Annotated in this window: 21 protein-coding genes and 2 pseudogenes; 1 reads left to right on the top strand and 22 read right to left on the bottom strand. The window is 36.3% G+C overall.

The features are described from left to right. Window positions 1-272: 272 nt before the first annotated feature. Window positions 273-653 (bottom strand): annotated as a pseudogene (locus ACVYAD_RS01080) (transposase); the annotation flags it as partial. A 306-nt stretch (window positions 654-959) separates the two neighbouring features. Then, complete coding sequence (locus tag ACVYAD_RS01075) at window positions 960-1,955, bottom strand: DGQHR domain-containing protein (protein WP_476424032.1); 996 nt, start codon at window positions 1,953-1,955, stop codon at window positions 960-962. Between the two features lie 151 nt (window positions 1,956-2,106). On the opposite strand from ACVYAD_RS01075, the gene ACVYAD_RS01070 reads away from it, so the two are divergent. Next, entirely contained in the window at window positions 2,107-2,457 is a 351-nt protein-coding gene (locus ACVYAD_RS01070) for a helix-turn-helix domain-containing protein (RefSeq protein WP_476424031.1), read from the top strand. 252 nt (window positions 2,458-2,709) lie between these two features. Here ACVYAD_RS01070 and ACVYAD_RS01065 read toward each other — a convergent pair whose 3' ends face one another. The 20 genes and pseudogenes from ACVYAD_RS01065 to smc all read right to left on the bottom strand — a co-directional run bounded on the left by ACVYAD_RS01065 (window position 2,710) and on the right by smc (window position 24,209). Beyond that, a complete protein-coding gene (locus ACVYAD_RS01065) occupies window positions 2,710-3,957 on the bottom strand; it encodes a tyrosine-type recombinase/integrase (protein WP_476424029.1) in 1,248 nt (415 codons plus the stop codon). Window positions 3,958-4,024: 67 nt separating this feature from the next. Further along, a complete protein-coding gene (locus ACVYAD_RS01060) occupies window positions 4,025-4,417 on the bottom strand; it encodes a hypothetical protein (RefSeq protein WP_476424027.1) in 393 nt (130 codons plus the stop codon). Then, entirely contained in the window at window positions 4,410-5,411 is a 1,002-nt protein-coding gene (locus ACVYAD_RS01055; RefSeq protein ID WP_476424025.1) for a hypothetical protein, read from the bottom strand. The genes ACVYAD_RS01060 and ACVYAD_RS01055 overlap by 8 nt, the downstream gene beginning before the upstream one ends. Next, window positions 5,386-7,626: a site-specific integrase gene (locus ACVYAD_RS01050; protein WP_476424023.1), complete on the bottom strand. Its 2,241-nt coding sequence runs from the start codon at window positions 7,624-7,626 to the stop codon at window positions 5,386-5,388. Before ACVYAD_RS01050 ends, ACVYAD_RS01055 begins: the two co-directional genes overlap by 26 nt. 1 nt (window position 7,627) lies before the next feature. After that, the gene (locus ACVYAD_RS01045) at window positions 7,628-9,973 is read right to left on the bottom strand and encodes a hypothetical protein (RefSeq protein ID WP_476424021.1); all 2,346 of its coding nucleotides are present in this window, start codon (window positions 9,971-9,973) and stop codon (window positions 7,628-7,630) included. Beyond that, window positions 9,973-10,551, bottom strand: a complete 579-nt coding sequence (gene rnhB, locus ACVYAD_RS01040) for a ribonuclease HII (RefSeq protein WP_476424019.1) — start codon at window positions 10,549-10,551, stop codon at window positions 9,973-9,975. The genes ACVYAD_RS01045 and rnhB overlap by 1 nt, the downstream gene beginning before the upstream one ends. Window positions 10,552-10,834: 283 nt before the next feature. Beyond that, a complete protein-coding gene (locus ACVYAD_RS01035; protein WP_476424018.1) occupies window positions 10,835-11,077 on the bottom strand; it encodes a hypothetical protein in 243 nt (80 codons plus the stop codon). A 210-nt stretch (window positions 11,078-11,287) separates the two neighbouring features. Further along, entirely contained in the window at window positions 11,288-12,469 is a 1,182-nt protein-coding gene (locus tag ACVYAD_RS01030; protein ID WP_476424016.1) for an RNA-guided endonuclease InsQ/TnpB family protein, read from the bottom strand. Then, a pseudogene (locus tag ACVYAD_RS01025) lies at window positions 12,411-12,847 on the bottom strand (IS607 family transposase). Before ACVYAD_RS01025 ends, ACVYAD_RS01030 begins: the two are co-directional and overlap by 59 nt. A gap of 253 nt (window positions 12,848-13,100) precedes the next feature. Then, the gene (gene ylqF / locus ACVYAD_RS01020; RefSeq protein WP_349660842.1) at window positions 13,101-13,976 is read right to left on the bottom strand and encodes a ribosome biogenesis GTPase YlqF; all 876 of its coding nucleotides are present in this window, start codon (window positions 13,974-13,976) and stop codon (window positions 13,101-13,103) included. Window positions 13,977-14,032: 56 nt separating this feature from the next. Further along, window positions 14,033-14,602 carry a signal peptidase I gene (lepB, locus tag ACVYAD_RS01015; protein ID WP_349660841.1) on the bottom strand — a complete coding sequence of 190 codons (570 nt, stop codon included), beginning with the start codon at window positions 14,600-14,602 and terminating at the stop codon, window positions 14,033-14,035. Window positions 14,603-14,708: 106 nt separating this feature from the next. After that, window positions 14,709-15,053 (bottom strand): 50S ribosomal protein L19, encoded by a 345-nt coding sequence (rplS, locus tag ACVYAD_RS01010; RefSeq protein WP_079560440.1) that lies wholly within the window; start codon window positions 15,051-15,053, stop codon window positions 14,709-14,711. Between the two features lie 116 nt (window positions 15,054-15,169). Further along, complete coding sequence (trmD, locus tag ACVYAD_RS01005; protein ID WP_349660910.1) at window positions 15,170-15,907, bottom strand: tRNA (guanosine(37)-N1)-methyltransferase TrmD; 738 nt, start codon at window positions 15,905-15,907, stop codon at window positions 15,170-15,172. Next, on the bottom strand, window positions 15,907-16,422 hold the full coding sequence (rimM, locus tag ACVYAD_RS01000) for a ribosome maturation factor RimM (RefSeq protein ID WP_349660840.1): 516 nt from the start codon (window positions 16,420-16,422) through the stop codon (window positions 15,907-15,909). Before rimM ends, trmD begins: the two co-directional genes overlap by 1 nt. A 389-nt stretch (window positions 16,423-16,811) precedes the next feature. Beyond that, window positions 16,812-17,045 (bottom strand): KH domain-containing protein, encoded by a 234-nt coding sequence (locus ACVYAD_RS00995; RefSeq protein WP_004269410.1) that lies wholly within the window; start codon window positions 17,043-17,045, stop codon window positions 16,812-16,814. Window positions 17,046-17,060: 15 nt separating this feature from the next. Then, entirely contained in the window at window positions 17,061-17,333 is a 273-nt protein-coding gene (rpsP, locus tag ACVYAD_RS00990) for a 30S ribosomal protein S16 (RefSeq protein WP_053483320.1), read from the bottom strand. A gap of 94 nt (window positions 17,334-17,427) precedes the next feature. Then, a complete protein-coding gene (gene ffh, locus ACVYAD_RS00985; protein WP_349660839.1) occupies window positions 17,428-18,786 on the bottom strand; it encodes a signal recognition particle protein in 1,359 nt (452 codons plus the stop codon). A 12-nt stretch (window positions 18,787-18,798) separates the two neighbouring features. Continuing rightward, complete coding sequence (locus tag ACVYAD_RS00980; protein ID WP_349660838.1) at window positions 18,799-19,134, bottom strand: putative DNA-binding protein; 336 nt, start codon at window positions 19,132-19,134, stop codon at window positions 18,799-18,801. 189 nt (window positions 19,135-19,323) lie between these two features. Next, complete coding sequence (gene ftsY / locus ACVYAD_RS00975) at window positions 19,324-20,631, bottom strand: signal recognition particle-docking protein FtsY (RefSeq protein ID WP_476424010.1); 1,308 nt, start codon at window positions 20,629-20,631, stop codon at window positions 19,324-19,326. After that, window positions 20,628-24,209, bottom strand: coding sequence for a chromosome segregation protein SMC (smc, locus tag ACVYAD_RS00970; protein ID WP_476424008.1), 3,582 nt, complete (start codon window positions 24,207-24,209; stop codon window positions 20,628-20,630). The genes ftsY and smc overlap by 4 nt, the downstream gene beginning before the upstream one ends. Window position 24,210 lies beyond the last annotated feature (1 nt).

Below are 24,210 nucleotides of genomic sequence, written 5' to 3'. Positions count from 1 at the left end.
GGAATATGTTTCCCAATACACTAACCAAAAAAATCATCTCCTCACATTAAATCTCCTGAGATCAGTTAGTACACTCCCCTTTTAAATTTAGGCTGTTTTCTCAAAGATTGTTGCTTCTGGTTTATCTATCTTATTCAACTAAACCAGCTAATAGGATGTCAATATTTTTCTCTAAAATTCTAATTAACCTTATGTTATACTATTTTGAGCATGACAAATAGCCCTCCAAAAACCTTTTGGAAGGTTTTCTCTTTATTACTTGTAACCGTTAATTACGCTATATCCAGGAAAACTTCCTTACTATTTAATAAAGCATAAATCCAATGAAGCAGTTTGTTAATGCAGGCTACTATCGCTACTTTGGCTGGTTTTCCTTCTGATTTCTTCTTATCATAGAAATCTTTCAGCTTTTTGTTTCTTGATCTTCTAATACCGCACAATAAGACAAGATACAAAGCATGGCGTAATCTACTGGAGCCTCGCTTTGTAATACGATTGGTTGTGGAAGTAAACTTTCCTGATGAGTGAATACTGGGATCTATTCCTGCAAGGGCAACCAGTTTCTTCGGGTGACTAAACCGATCAATTTCACCAATCTTGTAATCTTCCAATTCATTTGCCAAGGTCACTATACGAATTTCTAATTTCTTCAACTAAACTGCACCGATAGTTCAATAACGAAAAAAGGCTACCTTATGCAACTCAAGTAACTTGTTAGTTGAATAAAGTTTTTCACCATATAAATCACATTCAAATTCACATACACTACTATATTTTTCCGTCTAGTGTTTTATTTTGTGTTTTCATACGTGAAAAATCAAATAAAATGCAATAAAACCTGATTTTATAATAAAAAATGCACGGTGATTTCTTATGAGAAATACCGTGCGTATTAGCTGGTTATTGACTTATTTGCACCTCTGGATTAAACCCGTTCTATATCCTTTCTTTTTTTATTTTTAAGATTCTAAACAACTTAAAATATCACTTGCTAAAACTTTTGACCCTGCCGCACCTTTTAAATACTTTAAGTCTCCAGTAGACAACCAATCAATCTCGATTAAGTTCACTAGAAGGTTAGCAATTTTCGCAGAATCTGGTTGTTGCGATTTAACTAAATAATTATCATTTATGATTCTGTTACCCGCTATAGCAAGTGCATTTAAACAAGTTATATGCGTCATTCTATATAATTTGTTGTCCTCCCACTGCTCTGGAAACAGTTCCTTTATAGTATTAAAATAAAACAAGCAAAGATTCAACTTTTTCTCTTTCGAAAGCTTTTCAAGATTAGATTTTTTCGTTAACAATTTTACAATGTTGTATAAATTTTGTAATGTAATATTTTTTTCCTTGCTGCGTTTTCCTGTTAATGTCCCCTTGCTAAAAAATGGACTTTCTGGCTTTAATATTAGATTGGTTGCAACCCAACTTAAATCATCGTTATCACGATTTAAATAACGACTTAATGAAGTCCCAATTCCCTTTGCTTTCGTATTAATGACATCAAATAACTTAATTTCCTCATCATCATCTAAATAATGAAATACCAGAAAAGGAACGTTTAATGTACTATCAGTTTCCCTAATATACTCCTTTATTCCACCAAGACGGTGTTGACCATCCATTAAGGTTGCTTTCTTTTTACAAATTAGCCTTCCTAAGTTTGGTCGATGTTTATCATATGCATAGAATTCCCAATTACCTGCTGCATTTAATAATATCGGTGTATATAGTGAATCCTCCCCTTTAGATAAATAATTCGCAAAATCCGTGCAACGCTTTTTATTAATTGGTCGCTGATACCCCTTTCCTGAAGGATCATTATATAACTTTGAATATGAAAAATTAACAGCTACTTGTGAAGAAACAAACCCTTGATAAGCAACCCGTCCTCGAATTTTCGATTGAATTACGTTCTCTATCGCTATATTTGATGGTAAATTATTACTCATTACTCTGCTCCTTTTATATTAATTAATATCATTTTAATACCAAAAGATAATATAAATCAATTAAATTTAACTCATAAGTTATTTTTTTTATATTTCAATGGTATGTAATGTTTGTTTTACCTCACATAGGCTTAAATTGAGGTGATGCAAAATGGATTTAACAAAACGAGTAGGTATGAACATTAGATCAATTAGAAAGGTACAAAAGTTAACAATTGATGAACTAGCAGAGAAATGTGATTTTCAAGCGCCTTATTTATCCGATGTTGAACGTGGAGAAAGAAATATTACATTACAAACTTTAACTAAAATTTTAGATGCACTACAGGTAGATCCAGGAAGTGTCCTTATACCTGAAAATAGAGCAAATAACGGTCAAGAGAATGTTAGAGAAGAACTTCTAAAAATTCTATTGAACACGCTTGAAGATAAAAATGAAGACGATATTCGTATGTTGCTAAATATATCAAATGAAATCTTTGGGCGTTTCAAACAACTATAAAAAGCAGCTTGCGAGTTTATTCACAAGCTGCTTTTTCATTATGCTATTCTTTCTTAGGGTGACAGAAAGTTTGGATATCTATTTACTCTTTTAATAAAAATCTAGCATCTTATATCCAAAATAAACCAAACGTCAAAATTTAAGCCTTCAATAAGCTTATATGTTAGTATCAAATTGATAAAAAAATAGCCGAAGTCTATATAGCTGCCTAAGATATCTAACATCCTTTTAGCAAAATATTCATACGAAATCTTATAGATGAATCTCAGAGTCATCATCATTTTTGTTTTCAAAAACTTTAAATATTTCTTGGTTAACTGGGTCTTCAAGTACATCTAATAACCCATTATGAAAATAGCGATTCACCAAATGGACATAGTACTTATATGTTGTTTCGATATTCTCATGTCCCATCCATTCTCGTAATTCGGCGTCTATGACAGCATTATAAACATAAGATTTCCCTAACATTTCATATTGATTTAATCTATCGAGTATAAAATATGTTGCAAAAGCATGTCTAAACATATATGGAGTAATTTTCTTCTCGGGACATCTTGGATTTTGAGCAACTTTATTAAAATTGTCTCGAATCATTTTTCTTGTAACAATCGTCCCATTCTCCGATAAAAACAACGAATTATTTGGTGGCATTTTACCGTTATTTTTTTCTTGATATCTTGCAGCACGTTTAACCCATTCAGGCATCCATTTTTTGCATATAACTGCCCATACATCAGGCGGGAACTTTATATCCCTATTTTTCCCTTTTGATTCAAACCGAAACAGGATTGCTTTTAGATTTGCTAAATCTTCCTCCCGATAACGCTTTAGTCCAGCATTTAAGACTGTACCCTTATATGGTAACTGAAGTAATTCTTTAGGTCTTAGTGCCGTTTTCCATAAAACAAGCACAATGAAGGAGTATACAACATCATCGAATAATTCTATTATTATTGGAATATTTTCCCTATGAATAAACTTATCTTGCTCACGATTCAAATGCATAGTTGCCCCGTTTCCTATACGCATTCGTTTTTCTAGTTGTTTCTCCATTTTAACCATTGCGGAGCTACCCTTTATTTTAATAGTTACCTTCTTTAAATCCATTTTCCAATAATGTTTATATCCTTTTTCTGTTGCCCATTTAAAAAAGTAACTCAATGTAGCTATATAATCCTCAATAGAATTATTACTAGGCCTTCCTTTAATATCTCTATTATTTATTAAATATCCGATATAAGCATTTATTACATCCTCATCTGTTAATTGCCAATCGGTTGCTTTAATCCCATTATCATCTCGCCATTGAAGGAATCTCGCTAAAACTGTTGTGTATTGCTTTAGAGTTTCTATGCTTCTGGACCTTTTTTGCGCTAATGCAATTGCCCAATAACTTGGTCCTTCTATAACCTGGAAATTGTCATTTAGAAAAATTGGGACAGTATCTTTAGGGTATATATCAGTGTTTTTTAAGCCGTCAGTATTAAACAGATGCATATGATCTTCCTCTACCTATTTTATTATTCAATCCTTATGAGAAGGTATAAGTTATTTCCAGAATGTATTAATCTAATTTTTCCAGTTCGGATTGGTATAAAGTAATCATCTTTCTAACCATATCCATATTATCTTTAAGTTTAATTAACTTTATGTCATAAAATTCAACAAACTCTTCCTGGTCAGGGTAACTAAATTCTTCCACATTCAAGGAAATATTTCTTAACACTCCTTTGTGCATTAACTCCAACTCAAGATTCTTTAGCATACCTTTAATGCGTGGATTTTGGCTCAAGACACTTTTACTAAAGCCACATTCTTCACATATAGCCGATCTCCTTACCTTTTTTTCACTCGAATTAAGGTAATTAAGCCAATCTTCTTGTTGATTATGTAGTTTAATAAATTCAGCAAATGCCTTTACGTTGTTAGCGCCTTTAGTCCGTCCCGATTTAGACAATATGCGTCCCCCCGATAATAATTTCATTGAATCCTTCATTAATTAAAACCTCTTCAAAGTTCTCTCCAAGCCCCTCGATTAATCGGCTGTGGATAGAGGTTTTGAGATTAATCCTACTCTCGTTTACATTTCTCTCCAAACACTCTCTCGTATCACACAAAATTCTTACACAGACAATCTTACACTCTGAATTTAGGTTTCTTATATACCTCAATATAATTCTCCTAATTGCTTGAGTATGATTTGTTCCTTCAAAGTACACCGCAGAACCCGCATTCTGAGATTTGTGATTTGCTATCCAAGAAGATTTGCCACTTGCGAAGTTACCGCATAAAACATAAACAATAGTAGGTGGATAACTCCTAGCGAATAATTTGTTGAAATCTAACAATGCTTCATATGTTAATTCAAGTAAATCCAAATTACTTATGTTTGCTCTTTGGGTTTCCGAGTAAACGTCTATTATTTCTTTTTTGACAAAGGGAACCATCTTTGAATTATGATTTGAATCGATTTTTAGTCTTTTAATCTCTGTTTCATAGAATTCACAACGATCCTTTAGTTCTTTTAACTCCAGAAGAATATTGGTTTCTCTTTGTGTTTGTTCAGGTGTTTTTTTGGCTAAGTACATATATTTGTGAAGTTCATCAAGAAGTTTTTGGAATACATTATCAGCCTGTCTACTTATGAAATCCAACTTTTCTTGACAAACACCTAATTCATTTTCAAGACGTTGCGCTTCTATTTTCCACTTCGTTTGTTCATAATTTTTTGATGTAGCTAATTTAAGATGTGAAGATGGCTTATTATTTTTTATAACATCACGTACTTCAACCCAATCTGAATGTTTGGAGTAAATAGTAGCACGACTAACTCCAGAAATTTCAGCTACCTCTGTAACTGAAATTTTTTCTTTTCCGTTAGTTCGTAACGATGCAATCACGGAATATACGAGTTCAAGAGCTTCGTCATGCTTTAATATCTTGTTTGTCATTTTTATACCCCCATGTTTCCGACATAAGAGCATTTTCTTTTATGAAATCAGGAAAACGTCTTCTTACATAATCAATTCCCTTTATTTCATACAATCTTTCAATACAATCCCTTATAGTTTTTTTCGAAAAACGCTTCTGCCCATCGCTACAATAAACATCTTTTATAAAGTTCGTATGAAATTTGATTGTATCTTCAAGATCTTCTATTGAGTTATCAGTGAACACAGACCAATTGCAATCAGTAACATTGCAATTACAAGATTCCGGAGCTAAATGAACTAATCCAGAATGAGTATTTGTACAAATTGCTCTAAAGGAAGTCCGATGTAAAATGTTTAAACCATCCTGTAGTAAGATTTGAATATACTGCCCTAGGCCCTCCCAACCGTCATCATTCAATTTGGCTTTTATTACCGATGACTCCTCAGCTATTCTTTTAATCCTGTTTCCTGCAATACCACCAATACAATTTTTGTCTAAAGCTTCAAGCAACTCACTAAGTAACTCTTTATTTTTTTCAATAACAGCTAGTTTGATTTCTTCAGTCATCCCAGGCATTTTCACGATATATGAGAGTGTCATCGCTAGACTTTTATGTGAAAATAGTCTCCTAATAACTCCGATGTAATTCGGATTCTGGTAAATTGCAAACATCGCAATTGTTTTACGAAACTGATGGGGATAAATATGTTCGATTCCAAGTTTTTTACACCAATTTGATAGAAATTGATTGATACTTTGAGCTAGAATTTCTTTACCAAAATTCGTAGTAGGACTAACCATTAATTTTTTTGATTTCCCTCGTATACGTGCCTGTTCTGTTAAAGACTCTAAACATTTATATGCTTTATATGCTATATCTGGTAGTGGAAGAACTATTGGGTCACCTGTGGAACCTTCAGATGTTTTAGAAACTGTAATCCTAATTCGAAAATCATCTTCAGCCCCGTCAACTTGCCAACAATTATCGGCTTCAAGAAGGTACATTTCACTCTTTCGCATTCCCGTAACTAAAAAGAGAATGACTACACATGAATTTCTTAAATCAGTTACAAGTTCAATAGCTTTTCTCTTAATTTTTAATACATCATATACAATAGCAATGTCTAGACTCTCTAATTCAATCCCAAGTTTCAATGCTATATTTACTACTTCACTTTGCTGTACTTTCATAATATTAGAAATGTAAATTGGATTCGCTTCATGCCAATTAGGGTGAACCTTAACAGCATTTCTAAGTTTGTTACTTAAATCTTGACTCATTGTAACTTGACGATAATCCGTGAATTTATAACTTTGTAAATCTAATATCTTCAGATCCATTTTTAATAACTTAGAAATAGCGTTCCCCCATTCAAAGGACTGGATTTTAACATCTTCCCCACCAGCAATAATGGGCCAAAGGACGCTGTAGAGTTTTAATATTCCGACAGATTTTTTTTCAATATTATTTATACAATAAGGAATTAACTTAGAAAGCGTATCAATTGAAATCGGCAAATACTCACCCTTATTATTTTCTGCATTTTTAGCAATTTTTGAGTACATATCATCATCGAATGGTTGAAAATTCAGACGATATTCAATAGGAATTAATTTACTTTTAGATAGTCCTGCCCAGTGTTTAACTTGCCTAGCAAAGTCATAGATAACATTAGGATTTTCTAAATCATTATTTATAAAATCTATAAAATGTTCTTTTGTTAGGTAAACAGTGTTAGTAAAAAATCCATTTCCTTGAATATCAATAAATAACCTATGTTTATAAAGAAACTTTCCTAAAAATTGAAGTTGGCGCAAAATTACTTTCGATGAATTAAAAGATTTTACATTTTGTAAACAAGCATTTTGAGGTAAGGAATAAAAAGCTATCATTTTGAGTAAACGACAGAGGTATTTATTCTCATTTACAAGTAGTGAAACGCCGTCTGAAACTTCTTTATCCCAATTAAAAAAACAATTATCTTTATAAATTTGGCTTCCTTCTTGCCTCCAATCCCAAAGAACATCTTTAAAGCTGCTTAGTTTACTAACCTTAAAATCTTGTATTTTATCAAATGGGATTTCTGATAAACTATAGAAATTTACAGACACTTCATCTACGTCTTTGTCCTCAAATTGAGGATTAACATCGTCTAACTCTTCATCCATAAGCTCTGCCTTATATTTATCTGCTATTTGATTAATAGCTAAATCATACAGATTATTCCCCATCCTACACACCTCTCATTATTTGTGGTAGCACTACAAAACCCAGCCTAGCCAATTCCCAAGCTTCTTTTACTTGTTCATTATTGTTCCAATATTCTAAAATTTTATTCCATGCGTCATACTCATCACCGTATTGAAGTACCCAATCAGAAGAACTATGTGATTTCTTTAGCTTATCCAAATCTAAAATCCTGCGTGCAATATACGGTAGAGCTTCTGGGAACACAATAGCTTGGCTACAAAGGGCGCATTTGTTAAAATATCTACATTTTTTCCCTTCACCAATATAATCATCCCACCCCGGCCATGATGGATTCAAAGCGTCTTCACAAGCAAGAATATATTTTTGTGAACCTGCATCTAGTAAGTGTATTATTGTTTTTTCGTCTAAGTGAAGTATTGAAGCTTCTTTTTTTATTAATTTAAGCTTCTCTTGCTCTGTTTTGGTATCATTGATAGCGTTGCGTAGGGATTGAAGTGAAGTTGATTCAACTAGTCTAATTTTAAAATTAGTTAAATCTTCAATAAATTGCTTTTGAATCTCTTTTATCGTTAGATCAAGTACAAAATTGGTACTTTCATCAGATATATAATGTTCGATAGACTCTATGGCATTATGACTTAAATCCTCACTGAGTTCACGTTCTGTTGCACCTAAAAACTGTTTCAGTGAAACATATCCTGACCGAACTTTTGGATGAGAAACACCTGTAATATCACGAAAATATTTAAAATTATGCCTATTAATGAATCTTTTACTAATCAATGTAAAATAAGGTTGTTCATTGAATGATGAAATAATTTCTTTTTGAGATTCAGGTATAGTGAATTGCCATAAATATCCTTCCCTATAATAAGGACTATCCTTGTACTGCGTAATTATACTTTCAACATATTTGAGCAACTGATAAGTGTCTAACATTTTGTTTTTATTTGAGCGACGTGTAACGTTTAAAAATTCCTTATCATTTGCACCACGTATTTTTCTACCGTGAATTATTACATAATTTTCAGGATCTATTAAATCCGGCGTAATATGTGCATCTACATCATCACTTATTGAGAGTAGAGTTTCAACATTCCATCCAGTATTTATCAAAGCGAGAAGGAAGAATGGATATAAAGTATCTCCTACAAAGTGTTTTGCTGCGTAAACTGCCATTTTCCCTAAGGTTCCTTCCATGAATTTGATTTTCGTACAACTGTTAAATACAGCTCTATTAACCATGAATTTCAATGGATCTTTGGCCATTTGTATTGCAGCTTTGTTAGAATGTTTGCTATTTAATAAATCCTTAGCCTCATCAACAGGTAAATAATAAGGGAAAAGTGGGAACCTTTTCTTTAATGTGGCTAAAGCCAAATTAAATTGTGATATAGCTCTTTCTTGATCAGGAGTTTGAGAAATTCGAGTCGCATACGGTGAACGTCCTTGGGAAGCTAATTCTGCTCCTCTTTGTATGTATAAATCTTGTAGTTGCTCAATTGTATACCCTATTTCTCCCATTCTTTTTTGAACATTTTTGGACCTATTAATAATCCTTTTAATCCAACCTTTTTCCGTTTGCCTACTCTTAATACGACCCTCCCCACTTTTCAGCATACTATCACGTAAATAATACATAAAGTTCTCTAAATTCCACTCTTCAGTTAGAAGCTCTTTATCTAGGCGGCTCAGATACGCCTGATGAAAACTCTTAATTTCCTTTATATCCTGTATACAAGCATTAATTAGCTCTTTCATTTCTCTAGGATGATACCCCTCTATTGTACCCACATTTTTTCCCGGACCATTAGGCCACGTGAAACCCACTCCTATTGACGGATCTTTCGGAAATAGCTCTTGTAGTCGTTGTACAATTCGTTTAATTGCTGAATACCATCTGCGACTACGACTAGCATTCGGATAGGTACTCCGTAAGTAATTAGAGAATGATTTAGCTACCAAGATATTAATGTCAATTATATTTGTTACATAATTATTACTCAAATTGGTTTCACTATTCAGAAACTCAAGAAAAACTTTAACTCCTTGAGTATTAGTTCTAATAGTATCTTGGCTACAATTTGGTACTGTAATTTCGTTAAAGCCTACAATAAGTTGCTCAATTAAAGCCTTATTTTTAGGATATTCACGGATTAATTCAGAGAAATCAACTGTGTAGATACCAGTTTTCCCTCTATCCTTTACACGATAATTATTTACATATGTTACAGAAGGCAAATACTCTCTTGCAGCAGCCCTTGAAAGTATGGACTCCTCAGAAACATCCAGTTTTAGAGATTTAACACTCGATTGTTCTTCAGCCTGCTTTACTACCATTTTCTTTAACTGTGCTTTTTTGGCCATCAAAACAGCTCCAATTGTTTTTCTAATAACTCACGAATAGGACCATAGGTTTTTCTATGGATAGGACAAGGCCCGTACTCACTTAATGCCTCCATATGAGCTTTTGTTAAATAACCTTTATGCTTATCAAATCCATATTGGGGATACATTTGATGTAACTCCTTAATAGCTTTATCCCGTTCAACTTTTGCAATAATAGAAGCTGCACTAATGGAAGGGATTAAGTCATCTCCCTTCACGATTGCTTCTGCTGGAATATCAATATTAGGTATTCTATTCCCATCTACAAAGACTTTATTAGGCTGAATATTTAGGCTTTCTATAGCTCTTTTCATTCCAAGAAGAGTAGCATTTAAAACATTCAGGTTTTCTACTTCCTCAAGAGATGCTATATTAATACTCCAACTAAGAGCTTTACTTTTAATTTCTTCAGCTAATTCTTCACGTCGTTTAGCAGACAGTTTCTTAGAATCTTTTAACCCTTCTATAGGATTGTTAGGATCAAGTATACACGCTCCAACCCAAACTCCTGAAATTGCCGAACCTCTTCCTGTTTCATCCACTCCACATACAATCATTACTCATATTCCTCCATTTAATTACTTAATACTTAGATCTATTATATATCATCCTATATGATTATAAATTTATAGATTATATCCTTAATAGAGCATCATTAAATCAATCATATCTATAAAACCATAAATTTACTTCCTCTGACCTCAAACTACGATCCACTAAATAACAAAAAAAATCACCTCTTCAGGTGATACATAACTATATTCATTCTAGATAACACCCCATAGTTAGTCAAACAAATTATTGGTAATATATTTTTTAGTTAGACACTCTTATCTAAAGTCATATAACACGTCCCGCTTCGTCTACCCCTGCAATGAGTGCCCCTATTCCTCCATAGCTGTGGTCAAAATCGACTTTCGCTTGATGATCCTGGAGTAACTGTTGTTTTTTCTCTTGGCGCTTATTCCAGCTTTGCCAAGCCTTTTGCACCCCTGCCCGTTCATCAGTTGCTACGCTTGTCATCCAGTCCTGCCATTCTTCAGTTTCCTTCAACGCTGTCGTAATTTCTTTAATCGTTTTCATCTATTTACTGCTACTTAAAATACGGACAAATATACCCATATCAAGAAATTTGCGGAGCTTATGCCAATCAGTTTAGACCAATTGTTTATTCCACATTACTGCTTCCTCGAACTCCGCCTTGCCAGTTGCTCGCTACTACGGTTTGTATAGCTCTCCACAGTCGTTAATTCCCGACTAGCCATCGGTACATATATACAGTTGCGTTTTGCTTTATAGCGGTGCTAACACTGTGTATTCTTTCGCATCTCTCAAATTTAAACTCGCATTGAAATCTCGGTCTGCGGTATAACCACAATGTTCGCACTGGTATGTCCTGTCAGATAGTTTCAAGTCTACTTTCTTTTCACCACAATTATGGCAAAGTTTCGAACTTGGATACCAACGGTCAACCATGCGTAATTCGAAGTAGCCTTGTTTCGCTTTCCATTCAAGTTTTGTACGCAATCCGTATAATTTCTGTTGAGCGACTGCTTTTGAAAGATGTTTATTCTTCATTATGGCCTTGATATTCAAATCTTCGATTGTAACGTATGACGGCTTGGTTTTCGCTATGTCTGCCACAATCTTGTTTTGAAAATCATTACGCAAATTCGTAAGGCTGTAATGAATACGTTGTACCTTTAAGACTTGTTTTTGGATATTTCGTCTAGTAGCTTCTCCTTTTTTAATTTCTTTATTTTTGATACGCAATTTTTCCGCTTCGTATTTTCTCGATAGCTTGCGTTTCCGCTCAAGTTTTCGCACTTTCGCACTTTTACTGATGTTTTTATGAGTTACCCTATCACTACGGATTGCCGTCTCTTTAATACCCAAGTCAGCACCAAGCCCCTCGTTATCGAGATTGAGTTCTGATTTGGTATCAGGTACTTCCACCAATACGGAAACGAAGTATCGGTCAGCCTTTTGACTAATCGTACCGCTTTTTACGATTGCACTAGGCGAATGCGGTGGGATATATCCCTTTTCTTTTAATTTCACCCAACCAAGTGTTGGCACTTTCATACGATGACGTTCCACCTGGATAATGGTTTTAGCGTCATTTTTCACAAAATACATAGACACATCTTGATTGCGTTTCTTCTTGAATTGGGGAAAATCGCTTTCACCTTTGAAGAATTTTGTGAACGCTGTATGAACATTCTGTAAACCACGTTTAATGGCTTTCGCATATACATCTTTTATCCACGAAAATTCGGGGTGCATAGGCACGAATGTATTGTTAAGCCATTTCGAATAGTCCATATACCCTACGAAAGAACCACCATTTTCATAAACTTCAATGTTATGTGCGAGGTATTTATTTTCGACAAAGCGAACGACACCAACAGTGCGATTAATCTTTGTCTTTTGTTCGTTTGTCGGATTGATTTCCGTCTTGTATGCAATTAACATCTTTGTCACCTTCAATCTGTTTTTTATACTTCCTTAAGCCGTAAATACGACAACTGAATACATGGATAATCGAAATCAACTCTTCGACTAATTCCTATTGCGGAGATAAGTCTGGATTGTTCAAACCAGCCATATCCAAAACGCACAAACCTATCTTTGAACGTGATATAGATTGCTTCAACCTCCCCACGCATAACTTCATCAAGAAGTACGTTCCATTTTTTTCGTTTGTAATTCAGTCCACTACTCTTCGGTATAGTACCTTTGATTGGTCGGTGTTCGATGTGCTACAAGCGTTCCATCGTTATCCCATCTTTGGAGTGTTTTAAGCGAAACACCTAAGCGTTTCGCCATTTCATTTGGTTTAATCATCTTTATCACCTCATGAACGCCATACCACTTTTGTCTATATTTGTTCATGTTTGTCCATGAAAATGACTACTGTTTAAACACTCCCAACTCGTTAATTTTACGTTCTAGTACGTTTTTCGTTTCTTTTAAGCTAAAATACTAATCCCAAAATAATTATAACTTTTTTTTCATGCTCTATATCATTTATCGGCAAGAAGAAGTATTCCTAAAAGAAAAACTGTCACGCTCACGATTTATGACGTGAGTATGACAGTTTTCTTTATTGCTGCTCTGTTTCTTTTTCAAGTTGTTCGTCAACAAAGTCAAATGTTAGTTTGCCTAATTGTAAACCACGAATATCTCGAACGATTAGTTGAGCTACTTGATCATAATCGATTTCTCCACCAGGACCGAACACACGACGAAGTTTACCGATATGGTCGAAAGTCTCAACTAAATCTTCATGTACAAACTGGAAGCCATAGCGCTCTTCCATTCGCGCTGGATAATGAATGGATAAAAAGCGTAGACCATATACAGCTAAATCCTCCATATTCGTTATAGTATCCTTTATAGCACCTGTTAGGGCTAATTTGAAGCCTACTTCTTGATCTTCAAATTTCGGCCATAAAATACCTGGGGTATCGAGTAATTCAAGCTCCTTCCCAACCTTTATCCATTGCTGAGCCTTAGTTACCCCTGGCGTATTACCTGTTTTGGCTATATTTTTCTTTGCAAGACGATTAATAAGCGTAGATTTCCCTACGTTAGGAATTCCAACAATCATTGCGCGAATAGCTCTTGGCTTCATCCCACGTGACTTCATACGGTCAAATTTTTCTTTCAATATTTCTTGGGCAGCCTTTGTCACCTGCTGTAAGCCTTTGCCTTCAAGAGAATTGATTGCTACCGCCTTATGACCACGTTGTGCAAAATACTCTACCCACTTACGTGTTTCATGCTCATCTGCCATATCTGATTTATTTAAAATAAGAAGACGTGGTTTTTGATTTATCACTTCGTCTATCATCGGATTTCGGGAAGATAGAGGTAAACGTGCATCTATTAATTCAAAAATAATATCAACGAGCTTTAATTTTTCTGTTACTTCTCTGCGGGCCTTTGCCATATGCCCTGGAAACCATTGTATAGTCATACCTATACCTCCTAAACTAAAAGAAAAAGGGAGTATTTAACCCTCCCTTTCAAGAATTACTTTACAATTTTAATATCACTAAACGGCCAGAAAATCAGACTTGTATTACCAATAATCTCTTTCTGATCGACAAGTCCAATATGACGACTGTCCTTACTGTATCGACGATTATCTCCCATAACAAAAACATAACCTTCTGGAATTACATCATCTTTTAGGTTTACATCAATGTCGTTTAACTTAAAATCCTCTGTTAAAGTACCTTCTGTAATTTCTGATTTGTAAGCATCTAAATAAGGTTCGTCTATCGGTTCACCGTTAATGTATAATTGATCATTTTTATATTCCAAAGTATCTCCTGGTAGCCCAATAACACGTTTAATATAGTTCTTCTTTTCAGGAGCGTGGAATACAACAATATCAAAGCGTTTTGGTTCACCTATTTTATAACCAATTTTATTCACAATCATACGATCGCCATCTTCAAGGGTTGGCATCATGGACTCTCCATCTACTGCAATAGGTGTAAATAAAAAATATCGAATAATCGCTGCAATCGCAAATGCAATTAGAAGTGCCTTAGTCCATTCCCATAGTTCATTCTTTTCCTTAACCTGCTTTTCCATCGAGAATTGCCCCCTTGTCTATCCTCATTTTAGTTGATAGCTATTTAAGATGACAAGCAAAAAGAAAAGGGGCTTGTTGTACAAGCCCCTCACTTTTAAGTCATAATTATCGAATTTCTTTAATACGAGCAGCTTTACCACGTAGGTTACGTAGGTAGTAAAGTTTAGCACGACGTACTTTACCACGACGTACAACTTCTAAGTTAGCGATTTTTGGTGTGTGTACAGGGAATGTACGTTCAACACCTACACCATAAGAAATTTTACGAACTGTGAAAGTTTCGCTAATACCGCCACCACGACGTTTAATTACTACACCTTCGTATACTTGGACACGTTCACGAGTACCCTCTACTACTTTCACGTGTACCTTAACAGTATCACCTGGACGGAAAGATGGTAGATCAGTGCGAAGCTGAGCTTTAGTAATTTCTGTAATAATGTTTGACATTGTTTTCTCTCCTTAGACAGATGCTCTTGCACGCAATCTATGCCACAGCGGAACACCGTAATTCAGTACTCCACATAGAAGTACAGATTAGATGTTATCATAAAAATAGATAGCAATCAAGCATCTTTATTATTGTTTTTAAGTTTTTCTAAATACAATTTTTGCTTATCTGTTAACGGATAATTCTCGAGTAAATCTGGACGACGTTCGAACGTTCTTTTCAAAGATTCTTCCTCGCGCCATTGCTCAATCTTCGCATGATTACCCGATAGTAAAATATCAGGTACTTTCATTCCGCGAAATTCAGCAGGTCGTGTATAATGTGGGTGCTCTAGAAGGCCTGTTGAGAACGAATCTTGTATGTGGGAATCCTCTTGTCCTAAAACCCCCGGCAGAAGTCGTACAACGCTATCTATAACCGTCATAGCCCCTAGTTCGCCACCAGTTAATACGAAATCTCCAATTGAAATCTCGTCTGTAACAAGATGTTGGCGAATGCGTTCATCATAACCTTCATAATGACCACATAAAAATACTAGTTCTTGTTCTTGCGCTAGCTCTTCTGCCTTTTTTTGAGTAAAACGCTCACCTTGTGGACACATCAAAATGATACGAGGATTTCTTCCTTCTGTAATAGACTCGACAGCGCTAAACATAGGCTCTGGTTTTAATACCATGCCCGCACCACCGCCATACGGATAATCATCTACTTGATTATGCTTGTTACCCGAAAACCCACGGATATCAGTTACTTCTAGCTTTACAGCCCCTTTTTCCTGTGCTTTCTTTAATATGGATGCACCAAAAACGCCTGTAAACATATCAGGAAATAGACTTAACACATTGATATTCATCATAACAAGCCTTCCATTACATGGATCACAATTTTCTTCTCATCCACATCAATTTCCTTGACGATGTCTTCGATATATGGGATGTAATGCTCTTTTTTACTTGCCTTGACTACCCATACATCATTTGCTCCTGTTTGAAGGATTTCGGCTACTACTCCGATCGTTTCGCCTTCTTCAGATACAATTGTACAGCCAATTATTTCATGGAAGAAATATTCATTTTCCTTTAATAAATCATCTGTCATTTGATCCTTCGTAATTTTAAGCATTCCTTCTTTAAAAGGTTCAACAATATTAATGTTGTTCATGCCTTCAAAAGTTAATAAGATGAAGTTTTTATGACGACGCATTGATTCAATCGTTACCCATGTTGGCTTTTTATCGTCTTTTTTAAACGCCGCAAGCTTATTTCCTACTGCGAAGCGTTCATCTTCAAAGTCTGTTGTTGATAACACACGCACCTCACCGCGAATACCGTGTGTATTGACAATACGACCTACATTAAACCATTCCATTCAAATCTCACCTCGTATGCATTTCGCCTTGACATAATTGTGCTGTCACTTCTCTTTCGCACAGTACACAATTGCTAAACATGCCTATCCCCGTCAAGCTACTAGCTAGCCAGAACAAAAGTAACCTTCTCTCACTTTCACCTAAAGTAGCAGATTAACTTTTGGCGGACGATGTTATAGCTAAGAAGTCCCTTAATGTCATTATGTTCAATTACTTCTCAAAGTAATGATGATAATGAAAAAAGGAAGGAACCGGCAAGCTCCTTCCTTTGTAGTCCAGATTTCCCGCTTTACCTCAAAGCCACTTCGAATTCCTAAGTGCATGTAAACATACCTATCAGGACTCTCCAGTGCTTGTTGCATGTAAAAGAGCGTGAAAATCTTTTCTATCAATCCAATATATCGACGTAGGTCTTTTTTTGATGGTGACTACCCGCCGCTGAATAAACAATTGTACGAATTGCTTTCGCTACTCGCCCTTGCTTGCCTATGACTTTCCCTCGATCCTCTGGATGAACAAAAAGTTTATAAACAATTCGATTTGCATTTTCATCCGTCTCAATACGAACTTCTTCTGGATAATCGACTAACGGTAAAACGATTGCTTCAATCAGCTGCTTCAAAGACGTCGCCCCCGATTATTTACTGAATTTTTGGTTATGGAATTTTTCCATGATTCCTTGTTCTGAGAACAAGTTACGCACTGTATCTGATGGTTTTGCACCGTCAGTTAACCATTTAAGAGCTTTCTCTTCATCGATGTTTACAGTAGCTGGTTGAGTTAGTGGGTTGTAAGTACCAACTGTTTCGATTGAACGACCGTCACGTGGTGAACGAGCGTCTGCAACTACGATACGATAGAAAGGAGATTTTTTAGCTCCCATACGTTTTAAGCGAATTTTAACTGCCATTTTAATAGCACCTCCGAATAAGTTTCACACAAGATAGTATATTATCAATGTTTAGGTTGTTTGTAAAGTGTTTTTTCTTAACACCTAAAAATTATTATTTAAACAATGAATCGAAGCCTGGTAGTTTCATCTTTTTCTTTCCTTTGCCACTTGCCATGCCTGTCATTTGCTTCATCATTTTTTTCATTTCATCAAATTGCTTTATTAAACGATTTACCTCTTGAATTGATGTCCCAGAACCCTTCGCTATGCGCTTTTTACGGCTACCGTTAATGATTTCCGGATTCGTCTTTTCAGCAGGTGTCATCGAATAAATAATCGCTTCTACGCGGCCCATTTGCTTATCATCAACTTTAACATTGTCTAAGCCTTTGATTTTGCCAGCGCCTGGTAACATTTTTAAAATATCCTCAAGCGGACCCATTTTCTTTACTTGCTGCAATTGCTCAACAAAATCATCGAATGTAAAGCTCTGAGTTTTAAATTTTTCCTCTAGTTCTTTAGCCTTAGCTTCATCAACATTTGCCTGAGCCTTTTCAATAAGCGATAAAACGTCACCCATACCTAATATACGAGATGCCATACGCTCTGGATGGAAAGGTTCCAGCGCATCCATCTTCTCACCCATACCGACAAATTTTATCGGCTTCTGCGTAACGGAACGAATTGATAACGCCGCACCACCACGTGTATCACCATCAAGCTTTGTTAAAACAACCCCCGTAATACCGATTGCTTCATTAAAACTATCTGCCACGTTTACAGCATCCTGACCTGTCATAGCATCTACAACTAGGAACACTTCATCCGGCTCTTTTAACGCACGAATATCTTTTAACTCTTGCATTAATTCTTCATCGATATGCAAGCGACCCGCTGTATCAATTATGACAACATCATGATGTTCTTCTTTTGCCAATTCTATTGCCTGTCTTGCGATTTCTACTGGAGATACATCAGTACCTAACGCAAAAACAGGTAGAGATAACTGCTTCCCTAATGTTTGTAGCTGTTGAACAGCCGCTGGACGATAAACGTCAGCAGCAACTAGCAATGGCTTACGATTATATTTTTTACGTAACACATTTGCCAATTTACCAGTAGTAGTCGTTTTCCCCGCACCTTGTAAGCCGACCATCATAATAACTGTCGGTGGCTTAGTATTAAATTTGATTGGGCTTTGCTCGCCACCCATTAATTCTGTTAATTCGTCTTGTACGATTTTAATAACTTGCTGACCTGGCGTTAAGCTTTGCATAACATCCACGCCGACAGCACGTTCACTGACCTTTTTAACGAATTCTTTGACAACTTTTAAGTTAACATCCGCCTCGATTAAAGCAAATCGGACTTCTCGCATCATTTCTTTAACGTCTTGTTCCGATACTTTACCTTTACCTTTAATCTTTTGGATCGTTCCTTGGAGTCGTTCCGCTAATCCTTCAAAAGCCATTGCTTTCGCCTCCTAATCCCATTCTTTCAACTGTTCTATAAGCGCTAACTGCTCTTCACCTGTCATACTTTGTTCTGTAATCCCTATTGTTAGCTGCGCAAGCATTTGTGTACGTTGTTGAAATTTTTCCAATAAACATAGTTTTTCTTCATATTCTTCAAGCATCGCTTCTGTTCGACGAATATTATCATAGACAGCTTGGCGTGAAACTCCATACGATTCAGCGATCTCTCCAAGAGAGTTGTCATCTAAATAATATAGCTCCATATAACTTCGTTGCTTATCTGTTAATAATGCTTGATAAAAGTCGAAGAGAAAGTTCATGCGTGTTGTTTTTTCAAGTAGCATCGAATGTTTCTCCTCCCGTTATTAGTCATTTGTATCATATCGAAAAGCGCCCGTCTGTGTCAAGGTAATCTCCTTGTCTAAAAGCCTTAATTAACTGCTTTTTAGGTGTTTTTCACCTATAGCTAGTATTTCCCTTTTAAACAACGCGATTCCCCTGCACAGACGAGCGCCACAATTAACAATTATTTGTTAATCCTCATTATTTTGTAATTCTTTATCTAAACCCTCCGCAAATAAACCATACACATAGCGTTCTGCATCGAATGGTTGTAAATCATCCATCTTTTCACCAAGACCTACAAACTTCACAGGAATGTGTAATTTATTTCGAATAGCAAGAACAATACCACCTTTAGCAGTGCCGTCAAGCTTTGTTAAAACAATTCCTGTTACATTTGTAGCTTCCTTAAATGTTTGTGCTTGAACAAGTGCATTTTGACCTGTTGTTGCATCTAATGCTAATAGTACTTCATGCGGAGCATTCGGTATCTCTCGAGAGATTACTCGATGAACTTTCTCAAGCTCATTCATTAAGTTCACTTTATTTTGCAGACGTCCTGCTGTATCACAAATCAACACATCTGCTTTACGGTTTTTCGCTGCACGAATAGCATCGTACATAACCGCTGCTGGATCTGAGCCTTCCGATTGTTTAATCACTTCACAGCCAACACGGTCTCCCCAAACTTGTAATTGGTCGATGGCACCAGCACGGAAAGTATCACCTGCCGCTAAAACAACTGTTTTACCTTGTGATTTTAGACGATGGGCAAGTTTACCGATAGTAGTCGTTTTCCCAACACCGTTTACCCCCACGAATAAAATGACAGTAAGCTCCGCTTCAGGTTGCATATTAAGTTCGATTAAATCTTCTTCTCCTTGCTCATAAATTTCCACAAGTTTTTCAGAAATAATCGTTTGAATTCCGTTTGTATCTTTGATATTTTTACGCTGAACCTCGAAGCGTAATTTATCCATTAGCTCCATTACTGTTTCAAAACCAACGTCTGCCTGTAATAATAAGTCTTCTAACTCTTCAAAGAAATCTTCGTCCACTTTTCGATAACGAGCAACTAGATCATTCACTTTTGAAGTAAATGAATTACGCGTTTTTTCCAGTCCAGCCTTGAACTTTTGTGTAATAGACCATGCAGAAGGCTTTTTCTCCTCTACTGGTTCTTCCACTATCGCAACTTCTTGCACTTCTTGTTGTTCAAGTTGTTCAAGTTGTTCAAGTTGTTCAAGTTGTTCATGGTCAATTTCTTCAGGAATTTCTGTTTCAATTAAGCTTTCCGTTACAGAAACTTCCTCAACTTTTTCAGCTTCCTCTACAGTTGCTTCCGTTTGAACGGGCTCAGTTGCTTCCGTTTGAGCGGGCTCAGTTGCTTCGTCTTCCTTCGGTTCAGCAACTTCTTCTTCATTACTCTCTTCTACCTTTTTTTCTTCCTCAACTGGGTTGCCTACCAATTTATCTTTTAAACGTTTAAAAAAACTCATGCTTGTTCGCTCCTTTGCTCCGCAAGTACGGGTTCATCTTCTAATTTTACTGATACAAGTTTAGATACACCAGATTCCTGCATTGTAATACCATACAGCACATCTGCTCCCTCCATCGTTCCTTTACGATGTGTGATCACAATAAATTGCGTATTACGGCTAAATTTCTTCAAATATTGGCTATATCGAACGACATTTGCCTCATCTAAAGCCGCCTCTACCTCATCGAGAATGCAGAAAGGTACAGGTCGTATATTTAGAATGGAGAATAATAAAGCGATTGCAGTTAGTGCCCGTTCGCCACCTGAAAGCAAGCTTAGATTTTGTAGTTTTTTTCCTGGCGGTTGAGCTACAATTTCAATACCTGTTTCAAGCAGGTTTTGAGGGTCCAATAATACTAAATCTGCCTGACCTCCACCAAACAATTCACGGAATACACGTTTAAATTGCTCTCGAATGGCATAGAAAGTTTCACTAAATCGTAGCGTCATTTCTTCATCCATTTCTTTAATAGCCTCATGTAATGTTTCCTGTGCAGCAAGTAAATCTTCACGCTGCTCAGTTAAAAATGAATGGCGTTCAAGTACCCGATCGTATTCCTCAATAGCGCTCAAGTTAACCGGACCTAGCTCTTCTATAGATTTCTTCAGTAATTTCACTCGACGTCGCATATGCTCTTCATCTTCAATGGCTAGAGCTAACTCTTCAGCTTCCGCAAATGTTAGCTGATAATTTTCTTCTAGCTGTTCATTGAAATTATTGATTTCGAATTCTACGCGACTTCGTTTCAATTCATTTGCACGAATCGCCTCAAGATAACCTTTATGCGTACGTTGCAATTCTTTCAGCTGTTCTTCTAAAGTAGTAAGCTCTTGTTGTTGTGCTACTTTTTCATCTTTTTTCTGTGAAATAGTATCCTGCAGCGAATCTCTTCTCACTTTCCACGTAGCAACCTGCTCATCCACTTCTTCATCGCTTAAAAGTTTTGTCGATTCATCAGATTGAAGCCAGATTATTTCCTGAGAAATATTGTCGACTTTTTGACGAGCTTTGTTTAATTGTAGGGCTAACTCTGCTGTAGCAATTTGCACTTGTGACATTTGCTCCTGCATTACCGCTAACTGCGAGCGTTTTTCTGCAGACTGCTCACGAATTACATCTTTTTCCGATTCACTTTGTAGCTTCACTTTACTTAGTTGTTCCACTGTTTCATTTATTTCTAACAGCTCTGTCGCTAATGCCGTTAAACGCTCCGTGGCCGCTTCCTTTTGAGCTAATAATGCTTCTTCGCGAGTTTTTACATCTTGCGTTTCATTAGAAGCAAAAGATACTCGGGCAGATAAGCTTTTCTCAACAACCTCTAACTCACGAATACGACTCGCTTGCTGCATTTCATCTTTTCGTAGTTGTTCACCGTCAAGTTTCAATTGCTCTACTTTGTCTCGCAATACTGCAAGCTTCTCTTTTTCATCCGAGACAGACTGTTCAGCACTATAAATAGATGCTTCCAACGATTCTAACTTTACTACTAAACCATCTAATTCTGCTTTCCTTGTAAAAAGTGAAGATTGTTGCTTCGTTGCACCACCTGTTAATGAACCACCTGCATTGACGATATCACCATCAAGTGTTACAACACGATATCTAAATCCGCATAATCGAGCAATTTGACTTGCACCTTCTAAATTTGATGCGACGATGACATTGCCAAGGAGGTTCTCGACAATTGTACGGTTCTCTTCACCGAACGTGACAAGTGCATCAGCCATTTGAACAAATGCTGGGTGCTCAGTAGCTAACTGGATCATAGATAGATTAATTTTTCGTGACTTGATAACTGTCTTCGGTAAAAATGTTGCGCGTCCAGCTCTCTTTTGTTTTAACCAATGAATCGCCTGTTGAGCATATCGTTCATCGGTTGTCACAATATGCTGAGAAGCTGCCCCTAATGCCGTTTCAATAGCCTGTGAATATTTCCCATCCACTTGGATTAACTCAGCAACAGCTCCCTCAATCCCAGCTAATTCACCTTTATCACGCGCTAATAATACTTCTTTTACTCCATGGAAGAACCCAGAGAAATCGGCTTCTAGTTCAGCTAACGTATCTTTTCTAGCCTTAAGTTGCTGCTGATGCTGATAAGCTTTATAAAGCATATCCTGCTTTTCATTAAACGATGCATTCACATTCTTAAGCTGTATTTGCAATGCTTCATATTGCTCAAGCTTGTTCTGTAATTCGCTTGTTGTTGTAGTATGATCAACAACTAGCTTCTCTTTTTCCGCTAAAGCTTGCGAAAGTTCTTGCCCGATTTCATCCGTTTGGCCTGACATTCGTGCCGCCATCGCTTTTTGCTGTACTATTTGTTGTTCAATATTTTTTAATTCATTTTTTACTGTTGCTTCTTCGTTTAAGGAGTCGATATATCGGTTTTTTTGTTCTTCAATTTCTTGTTCAATTTCAGAAACAGAGCGATTTAAAGATTGTTCTAATTGCTTAATGCTTTGTTTCAGCTCCGATACCTCTTGCTGCTTTTCTCCAAACAATTCTTTTTTCTCTTGCTCTTGAGCTATAAGAGACTCAACCTCATCTTTTGCTTCTTGTAATGCCGTATTTAATTGAAGTAGTTGATTAGAAGCATTTTGTCGCTTTTCAGCCATTAACGCTTTACGACCATCCCAGCGCTCTACCTCCATCGTTGCATTAACAAACTCAGCCTGAGTAGTATCTAAATAATCATCTAGCTCTTTTAAAAGCTTTCGAATACTGGCAGTTTGCTTTTCTATCGAAGAAATATGATGAGCTTGTTTTTGCTCTGTTTCATAAAGCTCTGTGTACTCTGTTTTTAGAGCATGCAAAGATTGTGCACAATTTTTTAAATCGTGCACAAGGATGGCAATATCAAAATCCTTTAACTCTGTTGACATTTGCACATAATCTCTTGCACTTGATGCCTGAATTTCTAACGGCTCCAGACGACTATCTAGCTCATGTAAAATATCTAAAACACGATACAAATTTTCATCTGTTTCAACAAGCTTATGCTCTGCCTTCTTCTTTCTTAATTTATACTTTAACACGCCAGCTGCCTCTTCAAAAATTGAACGACGGTCATCAGGTCGGCTATTTAAAATTTCATCAACACGGCCTTGTGAAATAATGGAGAAGGCCTCTTTCCCAAGTCCCGAGTCCATAAACAAGTCCGTAATATCCTTCAGGCGACACTGCTGGTTATTAAGTAAATATTCACTATCACCTGAACGGTATACGCGTCTTGTTACGCTGACTTCTGTATATGAAAAAGCAAGCTGCTCATCTGTGTTATCTAAAATAAGCGTTACCTCTGCAAAGTTTAGTGGCTTACGTGAGTCACTCCCAGCAAAAATAACATCCTCCATCTTTGCCCCACGTAACGACTTTGCCGATTGCTCCCCAAGTACCCAACGAATGGCATCAGTGACATTACTTTTCCCACTGCCATTTGGTCCAACCACTGCTGTAACACCGGGTACAAAATCAATTCCAATGCGCTCCGCAAAAGATTTAAAGCCAATCACTTCGAGTCGTTTTAGGAACATC

The organism is Lysinibacillus sp. G1-3, from assembly GCF_056322905.1.
Note: the sequence above shows the minus strand (reverse complement) of the source record. Positions and strands in the feature narration are given on the sequence as shown.